The sequence below is a fragment of the Candidatus Chloroploca asiatica genome, assembly GCF_002532075.1.
In the GTDB taxonomy this organism is placed as follows: Bacteria; Chloroflexota; Chloroflexia; order Chloroflexales; family Chloroflexaceae; genus Chloroploca; species Chloroploca asiatica.
In genome coordinates, this window is sequence record NZ_LYXE01000066.1 from 19,369 (window position 1) to 34,321 (window position 14,953).

At 57.8% G+C, this 14,953-nt stretch carries 14 protein-coding genes and 3 tRNA genes; 9 read left to right on the top strand and 8 right to left on the bottom strand.

Annotation, left to right across the window (positions count from 1 at the left end; translation table 11 throughout):
- Positions 1-159: 159 nt before the first annotated feature.
- The 5 genes from rpsO to A9Q02_RS07450 form a co-directional block, all read right to left on the bottom strand.
- Positions 160-429 (bottom strand): 30S ribosomal protein S15, encoded by a 270-nt coding sequence (rpsO, locus tag A9Q02_RS07430; RefSeq protein ID WP_097651727.1) that lies wholly within the window; start codon positions 427-429, stop codon positions 160-162.
- Positions 430-603: 174 nt separating this feature from the next.
- On the bottom strand, positions 604-1,467 hold the full coding sequence (locus tag A9Q02_RS07435) for a hypothetical protein (protein WP_097651728.1): 864 nt from the start codon (positions 1,465-1,467) through the stop codon (positions 604-606).
- Positions 1,468-1,701: 234 nt separating this feature from the next.
- A tRNA-Phe gene (locus tag A9Q02_RS07440) sits at positions 1,702-1,777 on the bottom strand.
- Between the two features lie 47 nt (positions 1,778-1,824).
- A tRNA-Val gene (locus tag A9Q02_RS07445) sits at positions 1,825-1,899 on the bottom strand.
- A 10-nt stretch (positions 1,900-1,909) separates the two neighbouring features.
- Positions 1,910-1,999 (bottom strand) — tRNA-Leu (locus A9Q02_RS07450).
- Positions 2,000-2,293: 294 nt separating this feature from the next.
- On the opposite strand from A9Q02_RS07450, the gene A9Q02_RS07455 reads away from it, so the two are divergent.
- A complete protein-coding gene (locus tag A9Q02_RS07455) occupies positions 2,294-3,529 on the top strand; it encodes an ATP-binding response regulator (protein ID WP_097651729.1) in 1,236 nt (411 codons plus the stop codon).
- Here the strand turns inward: A9Q02_RS07455 and A9Q02_RS07460 are convergent.
- A complete protein-coding gene (locus A9Q02_RS07460) occupies positions 3,526-4,632 on the bottom strand; it encodes a sensor histidine kinase (RefSeq protein ID WP_172450765.1) in 1,107 nt (368 codons plus the stop codon). The two genes, A9Q02_RS07455 and A9Q02_RS07460, sit on opposite strands and share 4 nt — an antisense overlap.
- Before the next feature lie 154 nt (positions 4,633-4,786).
- Here A9Q02_RS07460 and A9Q02_RS07465 point away from each other — a divergent pair, with 154 nt between their 5' ends.
- The 7 genes from A9Q02_RS07465 (at position 4,787) to A9Q02_RS07495 (ending at position 10,917) form a co-directional block, all read left to right on the top strand.
- Complete coding sequence (locus tag A9Q02_RS07465) at positions 4,787-5,353, top strand: anthranilate synthase component II (RefSeq protein ID WP_097651731.1); 567 nt, start codon at positions 4,787-4,789, stop codon at positions 5,351-5,353.
- Positions 5,354-5,560: 207 nt separating this feature from the next.
- On the top strand, positions 5,561-6,577 hold the full coding sequence (locus A9Q02_RS07470) for a fumarylacetoacetate hydrolase family protein (protein ID WP_097651732.1): 1,017 nt from the start codon (positions 5,561-5,563) through the stop codon (positions 6,575-6,577).
- Between the two features lie 12 nt (positions 6,578-6,589).
- Positions 6,590-6,970, top strand: coding sequence for a LapA family protein (locus tag A9Q02_RS07475; protein ID WP_097651733.1), 381 nt, complete (start codon positions 6,590-6,592; stop codon positions 6,968-6,970).
- Positions 6,971-6,994: 24 nt separating this feature from the next.
- Complete coding sequence (locus A9Q02_RS07480; RefSeq protein WP_097651734.1) at positions 6,995-7,774, top strand: class I SAM-dependent methyltransferase; 780 nt, start codon at positions 6,995-6,997, stop codon at positions 7,772-7,774.
- 2 nt (positions 7,775-7,776) lie between these two features.
- Positions 7,777-8,412 (top strand): class I SAM-dependent methyltransferase, encoded by a 636-nt coding sequence (locus tag A9Q02_RS07485; RefSeq protein WP_097651735.1) that lies wholly within the window; start codon positions 7,777-7,779, stop codon positions 8,410-8,412.
- Between the two features lie 86 nt (positions 8,413-8,498).
- Positions 8,499-8,882, top strand: coding sequence for an EamA family transporter (locus A9Q02_RS07490; RefSeq protein ID WP_097651736.1), 384 nt, complete (start codon positions 8,499-8,501; stop codon positions 8,880-8,882).
- Between the two features lie 10 nt (positions 8,883-8,892).
- Positions 8,893-10,917: a hypothetical protein gene (locus A9Q02_RS07495; protein ID WP_097651737.1), complete on the top strand. Its 2,025-nt coding sequence runs from the start codon at positions 8,893-8,895 to the stop codon at positions 10,915-10,917.
- 58 nt (positions 10,918-10,975) lie between these two features.
- On the opposite strand, the gene A9Q02_RS07500 is transcribed toward A9Q02_RS07495, so the two are convergent.
- The gene (locus A9Q02_RS07500; protein WP_097651738.1) at positions 10,976-11,380 is read right to left on the bottom strand and encodes a CBS domain-containing protein; all 405 of its coding nucleotides are present in this window, start codon (positions 11,378-11,380) and stop codon (positions 10,976-10,978) included.
- A gap of 165 nt (positions 11,381-11,545) precedes the next feature.
- Positions 11,546-13,276 (bottom strand): peptide ABC transporter substrate-binding protein, encoded by a 1,731-nt coding sequence (locus tag A9Q02_RS07505; protein WP_245860442.1) that lies wholly within the window; start codon positions 13,274-13,276, stop codon positions 11,546-11,548.
- Positions 13,277-13,499: 223 nt separating this feature from the next.
- Between A9Q02_RS07505 and A9Q02_RS07510 the strand changes: the two genes are divergently transcribed.
- Positions 13,500-14,897 carry an aminoglycoside phosphotransferase family protein gene (locus tag A9Q02_RS07510; protein ID WP_141508769.1) on the top strand — a complete coding sequence of 466 codons (1,398 nt, stop codon included), beginning with the start codon at positions 13,500-13,502 and terminating at the stop codon, positions 14,895-14,897.
- Positions 14,898-14,953 lie beyond the last annotated feature (56 nt).

Here is a 14,953-nt window from a genome sequence, read left to right on the forward strand (position 1 = left end):
CTGGAGCCCACCAGCGGATAGTCACGACCAGCCCCTGGTGCGCTCCAATCCCGAACAATCCGATCCTCTGCCAAAGACAACACAGGGGTGCCGACGGTCAAACAACCATCAGCACCCCTTACATTAACCTGGCATAAGCGACAGCATCACTACTATGCGTTAACGACGCAGACCAAGCCGCTCGATCACACTGCGATACCGTTCCTTGTCACGACTCTGCAGGTAGTTGAGCAAGCGACGGCGACGCCCCACGAGCTTCAACAAACCACGCCGTGAGTGGTGATCGTGAATATGGATCCGCAAATGTTCGATCAACTGATTGATCCGCTCGGTAAGCAACGCGACCTGCACTTCAGGTGAACCGGTATCAGTGCTATGCACCTGATAGGAATCAATCAGACCAGACTTCTCATCTTTTTCGAGCGCCACGTCTTCCTCCTGGATAATCGCGCACGGGCCTGGCGCAGCCCGGCGTTCCTGGCTTTTGGCAAGCTTGTACAAGCGGTCACATTATAACACAGATCGCCAGCATGTGCTAACTGCTCAGAGGCTTTACCTTCATATGCAATGGGCCAGGGCATAGCCCTGGCCCATTGCATATGCTTAAATCCCGGGGCGGCAACCAGGCGGATCAATTTCGAGGTGGCGCAGTCGTCCCTCAAAATATTGATCGGTGGAGGGACTATAGCCGATAAAGAGCTCATCAGGATGACGCAACGGCCCATTGCTCAGGCTGCGCTGCGCCGTCCAGCTCATGCTACCGGGCTGCACAAACTGGCTTGGCACACCATCAGCCGGCAGTTTGGCAAAGAAGCCTTCCCAATCAGGGACATATTCCATCACCGGTACACCCGCCTGGGTCAACGCCTGCCCAATTGCGGTAATGCTCGATCCACCGGCCCCAAGCGCAAACTGATTCCCATACAGATTGGGAGCCCAGGGCGAAGTCTGATACTGATCGCCATAGATCCAGAAGTTCGTGCGAAGCTGCGAACCCTGGGGGGTCAACCCAAAGGCGAAGTCACGCGTACCCTTGCGCACCGCCTCAACAAGTGGATAACTGCGCTTTTTGGTATCGAGCCGAACATCAGCACCCATCCAGAACAAAGGCTCACGCATCCCGCCCGCATACGCACATTGACAAGGAGGTGGGAGCTCACAGCGAATAGACGTCTTGCCATCAAAGATCGCATACCCATCAGGATCAAAGGTCAACTGGCCCCGGATCTGACAATTATTCGTGATATCAGTCTGTTGCAGATCCGCAATGACCACCGGATTGGAACTTTTGAGGATATAGTGTGTATACACAACCTGCAACTGCTCGTTGGGAAAGTCCACCCTGAGATGCCACGCCGAGAGTTCGGAACTGCCAGCGGCATGCGTAGGCATCGCCGCAAAGAGGGTTACGAACAAGATCACAACAACCAGCATTAACTGAAAACGTACACGGGAGAGGGAACGCATACCATGAACCTTTCATTCTTTGTGCGGAATGGCTCAAAAAACTAGTGCCTCTCCAGTGTAAACGTTCCTGAGCCCCAAAAATTCCCAGAATCGAGGTAAAAGTTCCCAGACTATTGAAACGCGCTGCGCCAACAGCCAGGCGAACTGACAATTGGCGCAGCGCGAAGGGGAGGAGAAAGACCGAGCACCCGCAACGGCGCGGCCGTTGCGGGTGCTGGATTGTGGGTCAAACGCTGGTGCCAAGGACCGGACTTGAACCGGTGACCCCCGCATTTTCAGTGCGATGCTCTACCAACTGAGCTACCTTGGCGGATCGTGGTTTACCGACAAACAGGTTGGATGATCTCGGCAAACCGATGGTGGGCGATGACGGGGTCGAACCGCCGACACCCTCGGTGTAAGCGAGGTGCTCTACCACTGAGCTAATCGCCCCAAATTGTTGTGGTGCCCAGGAAGGGACTTGAACCCTTACGACCGTGGTTAGGTCACTAGGCCCTCAACCTAGCGCGTCTGCCAATTCCGCCACCTGGGCAATCTGTTAAACACCGCATTATTATAGTCAGGTCGTCGCGGTTTGTCAAACGCCGTTCAGGCCGTAACTGTTCACACGTGTGGGCAGCTTTGCCGCCGGGCTTGCGGACAACCCGCCCACACGCCCAGAAAAGCGGGGATGATCACAGTCTACCGAATAGCGCCAGCATGTTGTGATTTCTTTACAGTGAATTGAACAATCAGGGATTATACTGCATATCAGACAAGAGTGTGCCTGCGGCAAGGTCACCAGGCGACTACAGGTAGGATAGGCGACACGCTGGGCGGAGGGAGCATGACCAGCATTTTGATTGTCGAAGATGAGCTTCTGGTCGCAATGGATACCAAGGCCCTGCTCACAAACCACGGCTATAATGTAGCCGGGGTCGTGACGAGTGGCGGCGAGGCGGTCAAGCAAGCGTTGAACCTGCGCCCCGATCTGGTCTTGATGGATATTCGGCTCAGGGGCGAGATTGATGGCGTGACTGCCGCAACCCAGATTTTAAGTCATTTAAGTGTGCCGGTGATCTATGTCACCGCGTTTGCTGATGAGGCCACGCTGCTGCGTGCACGGACGACGGCCCCCTATGGCTATCTCGTCAAGCCGTTCGATGAGTCAACGCTGATTGCTTCGATCACAATGGCCGTTGAACGCCATTTCCGTGATAGTCGCGCTACGTCGCGGGCCGAACTGCTGAGTACGATTCTCAATGGCAGCGGTGATGCGGTGCTTGCCGTCGATGCGAACGGCCTTGTGACCTATGTAAATGACCACGCAGCACGAATTTTGCACCAGGATCCCCAACAGGTGATCGGGCGACCTGTCGCTTCGGTGGTGCCGCTGCGCGATCCGTTTACCGGGACGCTCGTGGCCCCCCCTGCGCTTGATACGCTCCTCGGCGCCGCAGCTTCCCCACGCCCCCGAACGCTCGATCTTTGCATACCCGGTCATGCCATCCGCTCGGTTATGGTCGGTGCAGCCCCTGCCAATGATACGTCGGGGGTCACCGGTGCAGTGATGATCCTCTGGGAACAACCCGCCGGGACCAATCGTACCCCGCAATTCACGCCCATCGCGCCAGCCATAACACCTGAAGCAACCCCGCCGCCTCAGCCTGGACCACGTCCGCTTAGCCCGGCAACCCAGGTCTCACACCTCAGCGCGGCCTGCGCCAGCCTGATCGCCCCCGGCCATGTTGACCGTCTGCTCAAGCTGCACCTCTTGCTCGTGCTTCAGCAACATCCGCAATTACACCACGATGCGCTGAGCCTGAGCGAGTGGCTCAAAGAGCCACCCTGGGATGTGCAAGAGGCGCTGACCGAATTGACCGAGATTGGTCTGCTTGCCCATAATGGCGAGAGCAGTACGCCGGCCTATCGGCTTATCGCGGGCAATGATCAGAGTGGGGTTGCCGCGCTGGCCCGCGCATTTGACGACCCCGAGTTACGTCAACTCCTTGTTACCCGTGTCCGTGCGGCCCAACAGGAACGGCTGATGCGCCAGCCGCCCCCCTGGGATTTTCTGCGCTAAGCCGTGCTCTCAGGGATAAGAAGCGTCACCGTTGTGCCGGGTGAGTGTTGCCAGCGAAGCGTGCCACCGATCTGAGTGGCAAGGGCATGGATAATCTGGAGACCCATTGTCGAACTGATCCCCGGTTCGAGATCGGCGGGCAAGCCCGCTCCATTATCAGCAACCGTCAGAATGATCGCCCGCGAAGCATCACGAAACCCGGTGATCGTGATAGTTCCCGGTTGGCCCGGTAAAAAGGCATGCCGCAGGCTATTGGTCAGCAATTCATTGAGTAACAGGCCCAACGCCATCGCCTGATCAACATCAATCGCCGGTACGTCAATCTCGCTACAGACCACCACATTCCTGGCGATCACCCGATAGGCCCGCAAGAGATCGGCAACCAGTGCGCGTACGTACGCCGCCAGATCAATCCGTGCGAGATCAGGGGCCTGATAGAGGCGCTCGTGAATCAACGCCATAGCTCGGACACGCCGCTGACTCTCAAGAAAGAGTTCACGGGCCTGCGGATCATCAATGCGGTCACTCTGCAACCGCAACATCGAGGCAATCACCTGCAGGTTATTCTTGACCCGATGGTGGATCTCTTTGAGCAACACCTCTTTTTCGTTGAGCGAGTTACGCAGGCGGACTTCATCTTCGCGCACGGCGGTAATATCACGCAGCACGCTCTGGTGGAGATTGGGGCCAACTCGTACTACGGTATACTGGGCCACACAACGGGTACCGTCGGGGCGTCGAAAGGGGAACTCACCCGTATCACGGCCGACCTCAAGATAGCGCCGGTACCGCTCAGCGGACTCGGCCCCCCGGTCTTCTCGCAACTGATCAGCACTCATCCCGATCAGTTGCGTACGTGGAACACCAAAGAGTTGCACCGCGGCCGTGTTGACATCAAGATAAACCCCACGGTCATCCGTCAGAACAATCGCATCAGGACTCGCTTCAAAGAGACGCCGATACCGTTCTTCGCTTTCACTCAGGCCTTGATCACACGGTGCCTCAATAACCTCAGTAGGATGGGTTGCGCCATTCCTGGCACCATGATATGCACCGCGACGGCGGCGCAACGATGGCAAGCAAATAGCCAGACGACGATTCATAGGTGTTCGCGCCCTGCTCCTTCTTCTTTCCAGGGGGCAACAGGCCCCTGCGACAAGTTGCGTCTCAAGCTTGCTCAGACTATACTGCATAATGCAGACAAAATCTAGCCCTCAGCCAGCACAAATCAGGCTTTTGATCACGTAGGAGTCACCAATGCGGGTCTTGCTCTTGGATAATTACGACTCGTTTACCTATAACCTCTATCAGTATCTCAGTGAACTTGGTGCCACAGTCGACGTGCGCCGGAACGATGCGATCACGGTGGCCGCAGCTGCGGCACTGCAACCAGACCGGATCGTCGTCAGTCCTGGGCCGTGTACGCCCACCGAAGCCGGGATTAGCATCGCTTTGATCCAGGAATTGGGGCCTCATATTCCCACGCTGGGCGTCTGCCTGGGGCATCAGGCGCTCGGGGCTGCTTTTGGCGGGGCAGTCATCCGTGCCCCCCAGGTGATGCATGGCAAACGCTCGACCATCTACCACGAAGGCGAAGGCGTCTTCGCTGGGATGCCTCAGCCTTTTCAGGCGACCCGCTACCATTCCTTGATCGTACGGCGTGACGACCTACCCGACACGCTCACCATGACCGCCTGGACCGAGGATGGCCTCATTATGGGCTTGCGCCACCGTACCTATCCCATTGAAGGGGTGCAGTTCCATCCCGAGTCGATCCTCACCGACGATGGCAAGCGGATGTTGCAAAATTTCCTCACGGGTTGAGGCGATGAACCGCGTCACAGACTGATGTAGTGTGTCAACGAAGTTCCCCGATGCTTTGCGCCCCGAGAGCGAGAGCGTCTCGCCCTCGGGGGCGTGCGAGGGCGAGACGCCCTCGCTTCCAGGAATGTCGAAAAACTTACTTCGCACCAATCCGACATCAGCTATAATGGAGCATACGATATCATCGTTCTGCCGCGTGGAGCAACTATGCGCCTGGTAACTTTTGTGCCGCCTGATGGTCACGCCCGTGCCGGGGCTTTGCTCGTTGATAGTGTTATTGATCTGGCCTCGGCTGCACCACTCGTGCTGGAAGAGTCTGCCGACCTGCGCTGGGATCTGCTCAGTCTCTTGCATGCTGAACAGGATGTTGGTCTCGATACGGTCGAGGTGATTGTGAGCGCGGTGGTCCAGATGCTTGGCTTTGCGCCTGAAGAGAGCAGTGAGTACGAAGCGATGCTCTCTATCTCAACCGGCAGTGTATCGCTCGGCGGTGAGGCGATGGTCTATCCGTTGGATCAGGTGAGCTTGCTCGCACCCCTGCCGCGGCCGACGAGTCTGCGGATCTATGGGAGCTTTGAAGAACACGCGCTGGCTTTGGCAAGCCTCCGCGAGACCGGACTCACCGATGTCTGGTACCGTGGCCCGGCTTTTAGCTTTGCGAATCACGGGGCAGTGTATGGTCCCGGGGCTGAAATCCTCGCTCCCCCGAGCGACGAACTCGATTATGGGCTAGGATTGGGCTGTGTGATCGGCCAGCGTGTCCGCGATGTTAGCCCTGAGACGGCACGTGAGGCCATCGCTGGCTACATGATTATCAATACCTGGACGGCCCGCGATTACGAGGCCGAAGAGCAGGCATTGGGCCTTGGCCCAATCAAAGCACGTGATTTTGCTACCTCGCTTGGCCCCTGGCTCGTCACCCCCGATGAGCTTGACCTCTATACCGATGACCAGGGGCGGATGAGCCTGGCGATGATCGCTCGCGTCAATGGCATCGAGATGTCGCGTGCAACGGCAGCCCTGCAATACTATTCGTTCGCTGAGATGATTGCTCACGCCAGTCGCAATGTGACGCTCTATCCAGGCGATGTGCTTGGTACAGGCGCTGTGGGTGGAGGTTCGCTGTTCGAACGTACCAATGGCTACGGACCATGGCTGGCTCATGATGATGTTGTTGCGTGTGAACTAACCGGTCTGGGCATATTGAGCAATCGGATCGTTTGAGAGGGAAAGACTATGCAAACACTTTCACGCATACTCCTTGGTATTATGACTGCCATCCTGTCGGTGGGCCTCGTCATCTTTGGGGTTCAGAATACCGAACCAGTTCAGATCAAGTTTCTGAATTTCAGTAGCAATAACATCTCGGTTTCGCTGGTGATGATTGGATCGGTTATTATGGGGGCGGTGCTCGTCTGGTTGATGAGCCTCTGGCGTGAAGCGCGGTTGACGTTGCGCCATCGCCGTGACGCCAAGGAATTGGCCTTGCTCGAAAGCAAGAATAAGATGCTTGATACCCGGGTGAAGGAACTCGAACGTCAATTGCGCACTGCTGGCCTGCTCGATGCGAATACTGACAGCCAGGCAGCAACCAAAAAATCAACTTCACGCCTGTGAGGTTCTGGGGTCTGTTGAGGTGGTATGGAAAAGGGTGAGTACGTAACAATGGCAGCTGTCGAGCGGCAACACTGGTGGTATGTGGGGATGCGTACCCTCAGTGCGGTCTGGCTCGATCAGGTCTTTGCCGACAGGCACGACCTGCAGATCCTTGATGCCGGCTGCGGTACCGGCGGCGATGCGCTCTTTTTGCGCCGGTATGGGACGGTCATCGGGCTTGATTATGCTGCCGAAGCGGCGGCTTTCGTTGGGGAACGGCTGCCCGGTCGCTTTGCCCGTGGCTCAGTCCTTGATCTGCCGTTTGCCGAGCATAGCTTTGACCTTGTCACATCATACGATGTGCTCTATCATACCGGGGTGCCCGATGAAGCCCCGGCGTTACGTGAGGTGCGGCGTGTCTTGCGTCCCGAGGGGCATCTGTTGTTGCGCCTGCCAGCCTATGAATGGTTGCGCTCACGCCACGACCGTCAGGTGCATACGCGTAGGCGTTATGTTGCGAGTGAGGTACGCCAGATGCTCGCCAAGGCGGGGTTTGTCGTCGAGCGTCTCAGTTATGTGTTGAGCCTGCTCTTTCCGTTGCCGGCAACGACCCGCTGGCTCGAGCGTTTCCAGTCTGATCACGGTGAAGCGTCGGCTATGGAATTACCTGGCACGATGCTCAATACGATCCTCTATCTTCCCATGGCATTTGAGGCCAACTGGCTCAAGATGGGGGGGACGTTTCCCTATGGTCTGTCGATCCTCTGTTTGGCACGGGTCAAGCCAGCGTTGCCCAAGACAATGCTTCCAAGGATGGTGAAGTAGTTATGCATCAGGTTGAACCTGTTTCGTCGCCCACTGAACGGGCACTCGATCGTTTGAGTAGCTCACCACGGCTCTGGAACGCCCTGCGTTGGCTCGCCGAGGCTGGCTTTGCCGGTGAACGGATGGCGATTGCCCGTGAGTTACGTCCCTGGCATGGTGATACGCGCCGCTTCCTTGATCTTGGCTGTGGTACCGGTGAGTTTGCGCGCGAGTTTCCTCCGGGCCATTATGTCGGCGTCGACCCATCGTTTGCCTATGTCCAGTTTGCCGCCCACCATCGCCCCGGGGCCTATCTCACCGGGCTCGGTGAGGCTTTGCCTTTCTACGATGCAAGCTTCGACGCCGGGTTGGTCTGCGGGGTGCTCCATCATCTACCTGATGCCACGGCCAGTGCCGCAATGAGCGAAATGGCCCGCGTCTTGTGCTCCAATGCTCCACTTCTGGTGATCGAAGATGTCCCACCGCCAGGCCGCTCGAATCCTGCCGGGCAGATGCTGCACACGCTTGATCGTGGTGGCTATATTCGTACGACCGAGGCCTATCGTACGATCTTTGGGCCGGCTTTTCGGGTTGAGCAAAGCTATCCGATGCGTACCGGGATCTGTGATTATGCGGTCTATCTGCTGCGGCGTCGATGATGATGAACAATACGCAGCCGGGAGGACCCGATCAGCCAACTATGTCAATAAGCTCGTCTCACGTGTCCCAAAAGGGGCTATTACCTATGGTGCTTGTCTTTTTGATGCTACTAACTGCCAGTACGCTGACCGTAATCGGTGAAGTGCTCCTGAAGCTTGGGCTGAATGTGGTCAGCGCCCAGGTCGGAGCTTTTTCGCTTGCCCCCGAGGTGCTCTGGGCAACATTTACTGACTGGCGGGTGATCAGTGGTTTTGTGCTGATCTTTGGGGGGGCCCTCTTCTGGCTCGGGGTGATCTCGCGGGTCAACTTGTCGTTTGCCTATCCGCTACTGGCCCTCAATTATGTGATTGTGCTGGTACCCTCCCGCATGGTACTCAATGAGGCGATTACGCCAACCAAAATTATTGGGGCAGTGATTGTGGTGATCGGGGTGATTGTGATTACCTGGGGTGCCGCTAATCAGGGATGAAAGGCGGGGCATGAAGGGGTTCCTGGTTCCTGCTGGTTTGCTCGCTGCCGCACTTACGCTCTGGATTTTTGCCTATCAGGTACCATTCCGTCAGGTGATCCACGTCGGTGGCGATGTCACGACTCAGCGCCGCTTTGATGATCAACCTTTTTTACTGCGGGTCAATGGCTCTGAACCTGCTGATCGCGTGGCTGATCCCGACCAACCCGAGGTGTGGCTCTGGTGGTGGGAGGTGCTTGAACGTACGGGTGGCCGTTCGTACCGCTGGACAACCGCTGAGTCAACCCTGCTGGTGCCTGGGATCGGTGGCCAGACCTACCTGGTTGAGCTTGTGGCAGGCGGTCAACCTGGTGGGGTGGTGACAACATGGGAGACCGGGGAGGGACTGCGCACCACGCTATTCTTGCCCGAGGGAGACCCGCGCCGCTACCGGCTCCTCGCGGCCACCGAGCGCAATGGTGATCTCCGCATCATTATGCGCACGCCCCCATTTGAAGCCCCCGGTGATCGGCGTGAACTCGGTTTTGTGCTCTATGATCTTCGTATGCAAGGGGTTAATCAGGGGTTACACATCCCTGCCTGGCCGCAACTGCTCTGGCTCAGTGTGGCGTTGCTCGCCCTCTATGCCTGGGTGCTGGCCGCTGGGGCTAGCCTCGGTGGGGCGGTTGCGCTGACCAGCCTTGCCATCCTCGCAGGAGCAGCAACCCTGATCTGGCAGCGCCCCGCCCTCACCCTCTTTACCAGCCTGATCGCCCAGTTAACCCTGATCGGGGCGACAACAACCCTGATCGCCGCATGGGCCGCCCGCTCTTTTGGTGAGCGCCATCGGCTCGTGGCTGGCATCGCACCGGTTGTCGGACTGGTAACAGCCGCCTTTGCGCTCCGCATGGCCGGTATGCTCCACCCACACGCCCTGTACAGCGATACGATGCTCCAGGCCAATAAGCTCTTTGAGGCCAGCCTCGGGCAAATCTTTATGACGGCCGGCTTGCCAACAGCGACCGGAGGCGGAGTAGGGCCGTATCCGCCGGCCCCCTTCCTGATTATGATGCCGGCAATGCTCCTGGTTGAGTCGAGTGCGGCCAACCGCGTCCTGATAGTGCAGACTGGAACGGCCCTGCTCGATAGCCTGGTGATGGTCGCCCTCTGGGTGATGCTACGACGCGCTGGTTATCGTCAGCGGGTGGCCTTGCTTGCCCTGACAGGCTATCTGCTGCCCGTGACGGCCCTCGAATCTTTTTCCGTGGGTGAACTCGCCAATCTGAGCGGGCAAGCGCTGGCGATCCCGCTGCTGCTGCTGCTCGCCCTGGGGGCAGGAGCACGTCCGACAGGCCATAGTGTTACCCGGCACGCGCCTGCGCTGGTCAGCCTCCTTGTCGTCGCGCTTGCCGTTGCCCTCGTCGCCCACTCAGGGATCACGCTCTCGATCGGGGCGGTGATGGCCTCGGCCTGGCTGATCGCCCTGATCGACTACCTACGCCAGCGCCATGGCCCCTTCGACCTCGTGCGGCTGAGCCTGGTTGCCGCTTTGGCCCTCGGGTTCGTGCTGGTCTTCTACTACACAGCCCCCGTCTACCTTACCAGCCTGCGTGAGCGTGGCGGAAGTGAAGGGGACAGGGGGATGGCGTTGTCCGCGATTGTGGTCGAGACCGCCAGGGGCATCCTCGGGTTGGCCCCACCAGGGCGACGGGCCATTCCGATCCCGTTTGTGCTGAGCCTCGCGGCCCTCGGTGGGCTCGCGCTGATCTGGGCACAACGGAACCAGCAACCCCGCGCACGAGCCTTACGCGCCACGCTGCTCGTCTGGTGGCTCGGTACCCTGATCACCCAGGGCTTGCTACTCGTCGCCGACCAGGGCGTGCGTTGGGGGCTCTTCCTCTACCCGGCCCTCTGCCTGAGTGCGGGGCCATTGCTCGGAGCCTTCTGGCAACGCGGGCGGGCGGGCAGACTGGTGAGCAGGCTGATGGTTGCCTTCATCATCAGCTACGGCATGATGCACTGGATCATCCAGGTACGCGATTATTTTCACATCTAAGTTTTGTACATGCAAAAAAGGCCAGCTAAACTGGCCTTTTTTGCATGTACAAAAGAACTTACTCGTCGCGGGCGATATCACGGACAACATCGGTGACCGAGAGGATGCCCAGAGGCTTTTTACCCTCATCGCTATGATCAAGCACCACCACACGATGAATCCGCCGCTCCATCATCAATTTACTCGCATCTTGCATCGTATCCTGGCTGCGCACCGAAACAACATCAGTCACCATAATATGACCAGCCGTCAGGCCGCGCCAATGCTTCCAATACTGCTCATAGAGCCGCGCATTAACAAGGTCAGTGCGCGAGATGAGCCCGATCATATCGCCATCCTCATTGACCACAATGAGGGCACTGACATCATTATCGGCCATTTGCCGCGCAACATCCTGAATCGGGGTATCGCGTGAGCAGGTAAGCACACCATGATGCATAATCTCACTGACCAGACGCTCCATACAGAGGGATCCTTTCGCGCAAAAGAAGACGACCTTGTGAAGAATTCTACATACGAGTGTAACGGGACTGACACATTGCGTCAACTACCAATGCGGGTAGGACTGCCCATTCGTTTGTCAGTACCCTTTCGGTAAGCACCGGCACGACAGGATCGCTATGGTCGGTCACTGGCGTGTCCAGGTCATCAGATTCCAGGTAAAGGGTGCCGTTGGATCGGCCTCGATCCCGAGAACCGTCGGATTGACAAGAACCAGATCAACGCGTTGGAAGAGAGGCAAGACCGGGACTTCCTGGGTAAAGAGCTGTTGCTGCTTAAGATAGGCGGCCAGTCGTTCCTGGCGATCGAGCGAGGTTGTTGCCATGCGGATGGCCCGATCGGCCTCAAAGAAACACCAACCCGAGAAATTATTGCCCGTCCAGCCATTGCTCTCATTCGGCACACCCGCACAGCTCCAGCGCTCCCATCCGCGGGGGTCAGGGCCAGCGATCCAGGCAAAGAGCGCGAGATCAAACGTGCGGCGGAAGAGTTGGCCTTCGGGACTATAGAGGGTTGCGGTCGGCAATTCTTGCACCGAGATCCCAAGGCCAACGGCCGCGAGATCATCGCGAATCTGTTCAGCGGTAGCAACGCGCAGCGGGGAACCCTGGGTCGTAATGAGATTGAGAATGAAGGGTTGACCGGCTACTTCACGCAAACCATCGCCATCCGTATCAACGATGCCAACCTCATCAAGCAACTGCCGTGCCAAATCAGGATTGAAGGGATAGCGCGTCAACTGGTCAAGCGGTACTGCGGCCCACTGTTCAGGCACAATCCAGCTTTCCAGCACACGGCCATAGTCACCGAGCAACGTCGCATTCATCGCATCGCGATTGATTGCGTGGGCAATAGCCCGCCGAACACGAATATCTTGCAAGGCTGCCACATCAAGATTAAAATCGAGATGTTCCCAGATCGGGCTATTGACCGCATCAACCGTCAGCAACCCAGCCTCGGCATCGGCACGAAGCGCAGCCAGGAGCTCGGGAGGAGGCTGATTGAGCGCGACGACATCGAGACTCCCACCGGCAACCGACGTACGTAAGAGGTCAACATTATCACGAAAGACAACGCTAATGCCCGTGATGCTCTCGTTGGCCTCGGGATAGAACGGATTACGGATCAACCGAACACTACCCGGCTCACGGCGTTCGACCATAAAGGGGCCATAGCCCACCGGCTTGAGGGCAAACTCACTCTTCATGAAATCAGCGAGAGGCTGATCGGCCAGCAGATGGCGCGGAAGGGGAGTAAAGTAGGTACTCAGATACGCCGGATCAACAAAATCGGGCTTCAACACGGCGCGCGTCGTATAGGGATCAACGAGTTCATAGCGTTCGAGCAACGCCAACTTATCGTTCGTCTCCTGGCCCAGATTGATCTGGCGCGCCAGTTCGTAGGCAAAGAGCGAGTCTTCAGCGGTCAACGGCGTTCCATCTGACCAGACAAGGTCAGGGTTCCAATGGAAGGTCACATTGATCTGCTCGACGGTCGTGATTGTCTCGGTTGGGGTCGGGCTAATGAGACCGAGCGAGTCAAGATAGACCTCGACCTGGGTGAAGGCCACATCGCCATTCTCAAAACTGGGCACCCGTTCAAGCACGCCGGTGTTCGTATAGGTATAGCCCATGAGCAACAGGGGTGACGGAAAGAGCAACTCGGTCAGCGGCGCACTCACCCGTTCATCGGCGCTATCAATGTGGTAAGGCAAGAGATCCGCGGGTTCAGCGGCAAGCCCGATGCGAACACTGCCTGCGCTGACAACCGGTGGTGCCGTCGCAACAAGGGCTTCGATCGCCGCTGTCGCCTCAGCAACCAGTTCACCTGTACCCATTGCGGTGGGCGCAACCGTCATACGCCGGTCGACACCACCTTCAACCTGACAGGCGCTCAAGAGCCATACAAAGAGTAGTATGGAGAAAAGAATAGGTTTTTTCATATCAATATGGCATTGTAGCTGATCAGGGTCTAATTGTCTAATGCGTGCGTGGTTGGGCTGGTTGACAAAACAAAACAAGACGGTTTACAATCTCGCTACGCATGTTCTGAAAATTTCCTGGTATGGCTGTACAGAAACAATGACTCTCGCTTCGCTCCCAGTGCGCTATGAAAATCATCTTGCCATCGGGCATCCTGATCGCCGTCGGGTGCTGGTCTTGCCCGACGCCAACGGATGGCGCCTGCCAGCGTTTGTTGAGGCGGAGGGCCACTTCTGGCAGGAGATCGGGCATATCAATCACTGGATGGCTGAACATCTTGGGATCGCCGCGACGACCCTGCGTTGTCTGGCGATCAATTATACGCCCGACGACGAGGTGCTCTCCAAAGTCTATGCCGCCGTCCTCGAAGAACGGGTTCCTATGCTGCCCCACGCGGCTTCCTGGGTCTCAGCCGAAGAGGTCTTGACCCTACCCCTGGCAGTGGAAGAACATCGCACAGCCCTAGTTGACTGGTTTGCCTGGTACAGTGCGAGTGCGACACCTGCGCCAGCCCTACGGACGCCATGGTATATGCCAGGCTGGTATGAAGCTGCGGTTGCATGGGCCAACCACACCCTGCATACCCACCAGATGCGGCTCACCGGCCAGCCGATCCAACTTCGTTCATGGCAGCGGTCAGCAATTGTGCGCCTGCCAACCAACCAGGGTGCGGCCTATTTGAAAGTGGTGCCCCCAGTGGCGCATTACGAGCCAGCCCTGACGACAGTGCTGGCCTCGCTGATGCCACGGCGCGTGGCCCAGCCCATTGCCCTTGATCAACAGCACGGGCGGTTGCTGATGCATGAAGTAGAGGGCATCAGTTTGATGCGATATCGTGACGATGACGATCTCGCCCTCTGGCAACAGGCACTTGCCGAGTTTGCCTCCCTCCAGATCGCGACGACCAGCCATCTGGGCGAACTGCGAGCAACTGGCCTCCCGACACGATCCCTCGCTGAACTCGAGCACCATGTGCTGGCCCTGCTCCACGATCTTCCCGCCACCCTGCCCAACCGTCCAGCCGGACTTTCGCGCCATGAACGCGAACGGCTGCGTCGGCTGGCTGGGCAACTGAGTAGGCGCTGGGAAGCGCTGCAGAGCGATGGCATTCCCCTGGCGCTCGAACATGGTGATTTCTGGGCCGGGCAGGTACTGATCAACCAGGACGCCTTTGTCTTTCTCGACTGGGCCGACAGTTCACTCAGCCATCCGTTTTTTAGCCTGCTACTCTTTCTGGTCGAGAGCGAGGATTTCTTGCCCCATATCCCCAACGTACGCGAACGCCTGCGTGATGCCTATCTTGAACCGTGGAGCTCGGTGGTGCCAGGGGTCAACCTGGTGCGTGCGTTTGAGCAGACCCAGTTGCTCGCCGCGCTCCAACAGGCCGTCTATTACCATACGGTGGTCTTGCCCAGCCTCGAAGTCAAGTGGGAACTCGAACTTATGCCGCCGTTTTATCTCAAAATGGCCCTCCGTCTCAGTGAGAACGAAGGATAGTACGGGCGCAGCGCGCTGCGCCCGTACTGCTCGCCGGCGATCCATCAGCATAAACG

Bases quoted from the DNA above. Each gene is read 5' to 3' on its own strand.
- A9Q02_RS07435 (WP_097651728.1), bottom strand. From the start codon at position 1,467: ATGCGTTCCCTCTCCCGTGTACGTTTTCAGTTAATGCTGGTTGTTGTG.
- A9Q02_RS07455 (WP_097651729.1), top strand. From the start codon at position 2,294: ATGACCAGCATTTTGATTGTCGAAGATGAGCTTCTGGTCGCAATGGAT.
- A9Q02_RS07460 (WP_172450765.1), bottom strand. From the start codon at position 4,632: ATGAATCGTCGTCTGGCTATTTGCTTGCCATCGTTGCGCCGCCGTCGC.
- A9Q02_RS07465 (WP_097651731.1), top strand. From the start codon at position 4,787: ATGCGGGTCTTGCTCTTGGATAATTACGACTCGTTTACCTATAACCTC.
- A9Q02_RS07470 (WP_097651732.1), top strand. From the start codon at position 5,561: ATGCGCCTGGTAACTTTTGTGCCGCCTGATGGTCACGCCCGTGCCGGG.
- A9Q02_RS07475 (WP_097651733.1), top strand. From the start codon at position 6,590: ATGCAAACACTTTCACGCATACTCCTTGGTATTATGACTGCCATCCTG.
- A9Q02_RS07480 (WP_097651734.1), top strand. From the start codon at position 6,995: ATGGAAAAGGGTGAGTACGTAACAATGGCAGCTGTCGAGCGGCAACAC.
- A9Q02_RS07485 (WP_097651735.1), top strand. From the start codon at position 7,777: ATGCATCAGGTTGAACCTGTTTCGTCGCCCACTGAACGGGCACTCGAT.
- A9Q02_RS07490 (WP_097651736.1), top strand. From the start codon at position 8,499: ATGGTGCTTGTCTTTTTGATGCTACTAACTGCCAGTACGCTGACCGTA.
- A9Q02_RS07495 (WP_097651737.1), top strand. From the start codon at position 8,893: ATGAAGGGGTTCCTGGTTCCTGCTGGTTTGCTCGCTGCCGCACTTACG.
- A9Q02_RS07500 (WP_097651738.1), bottom strand. From the start codon at position 11,380: ATGGAGCGTCTGGTCAGTGAGATTATGCATCATGGTGTGCTTACCTGC.
- A9Q02_RS07505 (WP_245860442.1), bottom strand. From the start codon at position 13,276: ATGACGGTTGCGCCCACCGCAATGGGTACAGGTGAACTGGTTGCTGAG.
- A9Q02_RS07510 (WP_141508769.1), top strand. From the start codon at position 13,500: ATGACTCTCGCTTCGCTCCCAGTGCGCTATGAAAATCATCTTGCCATC.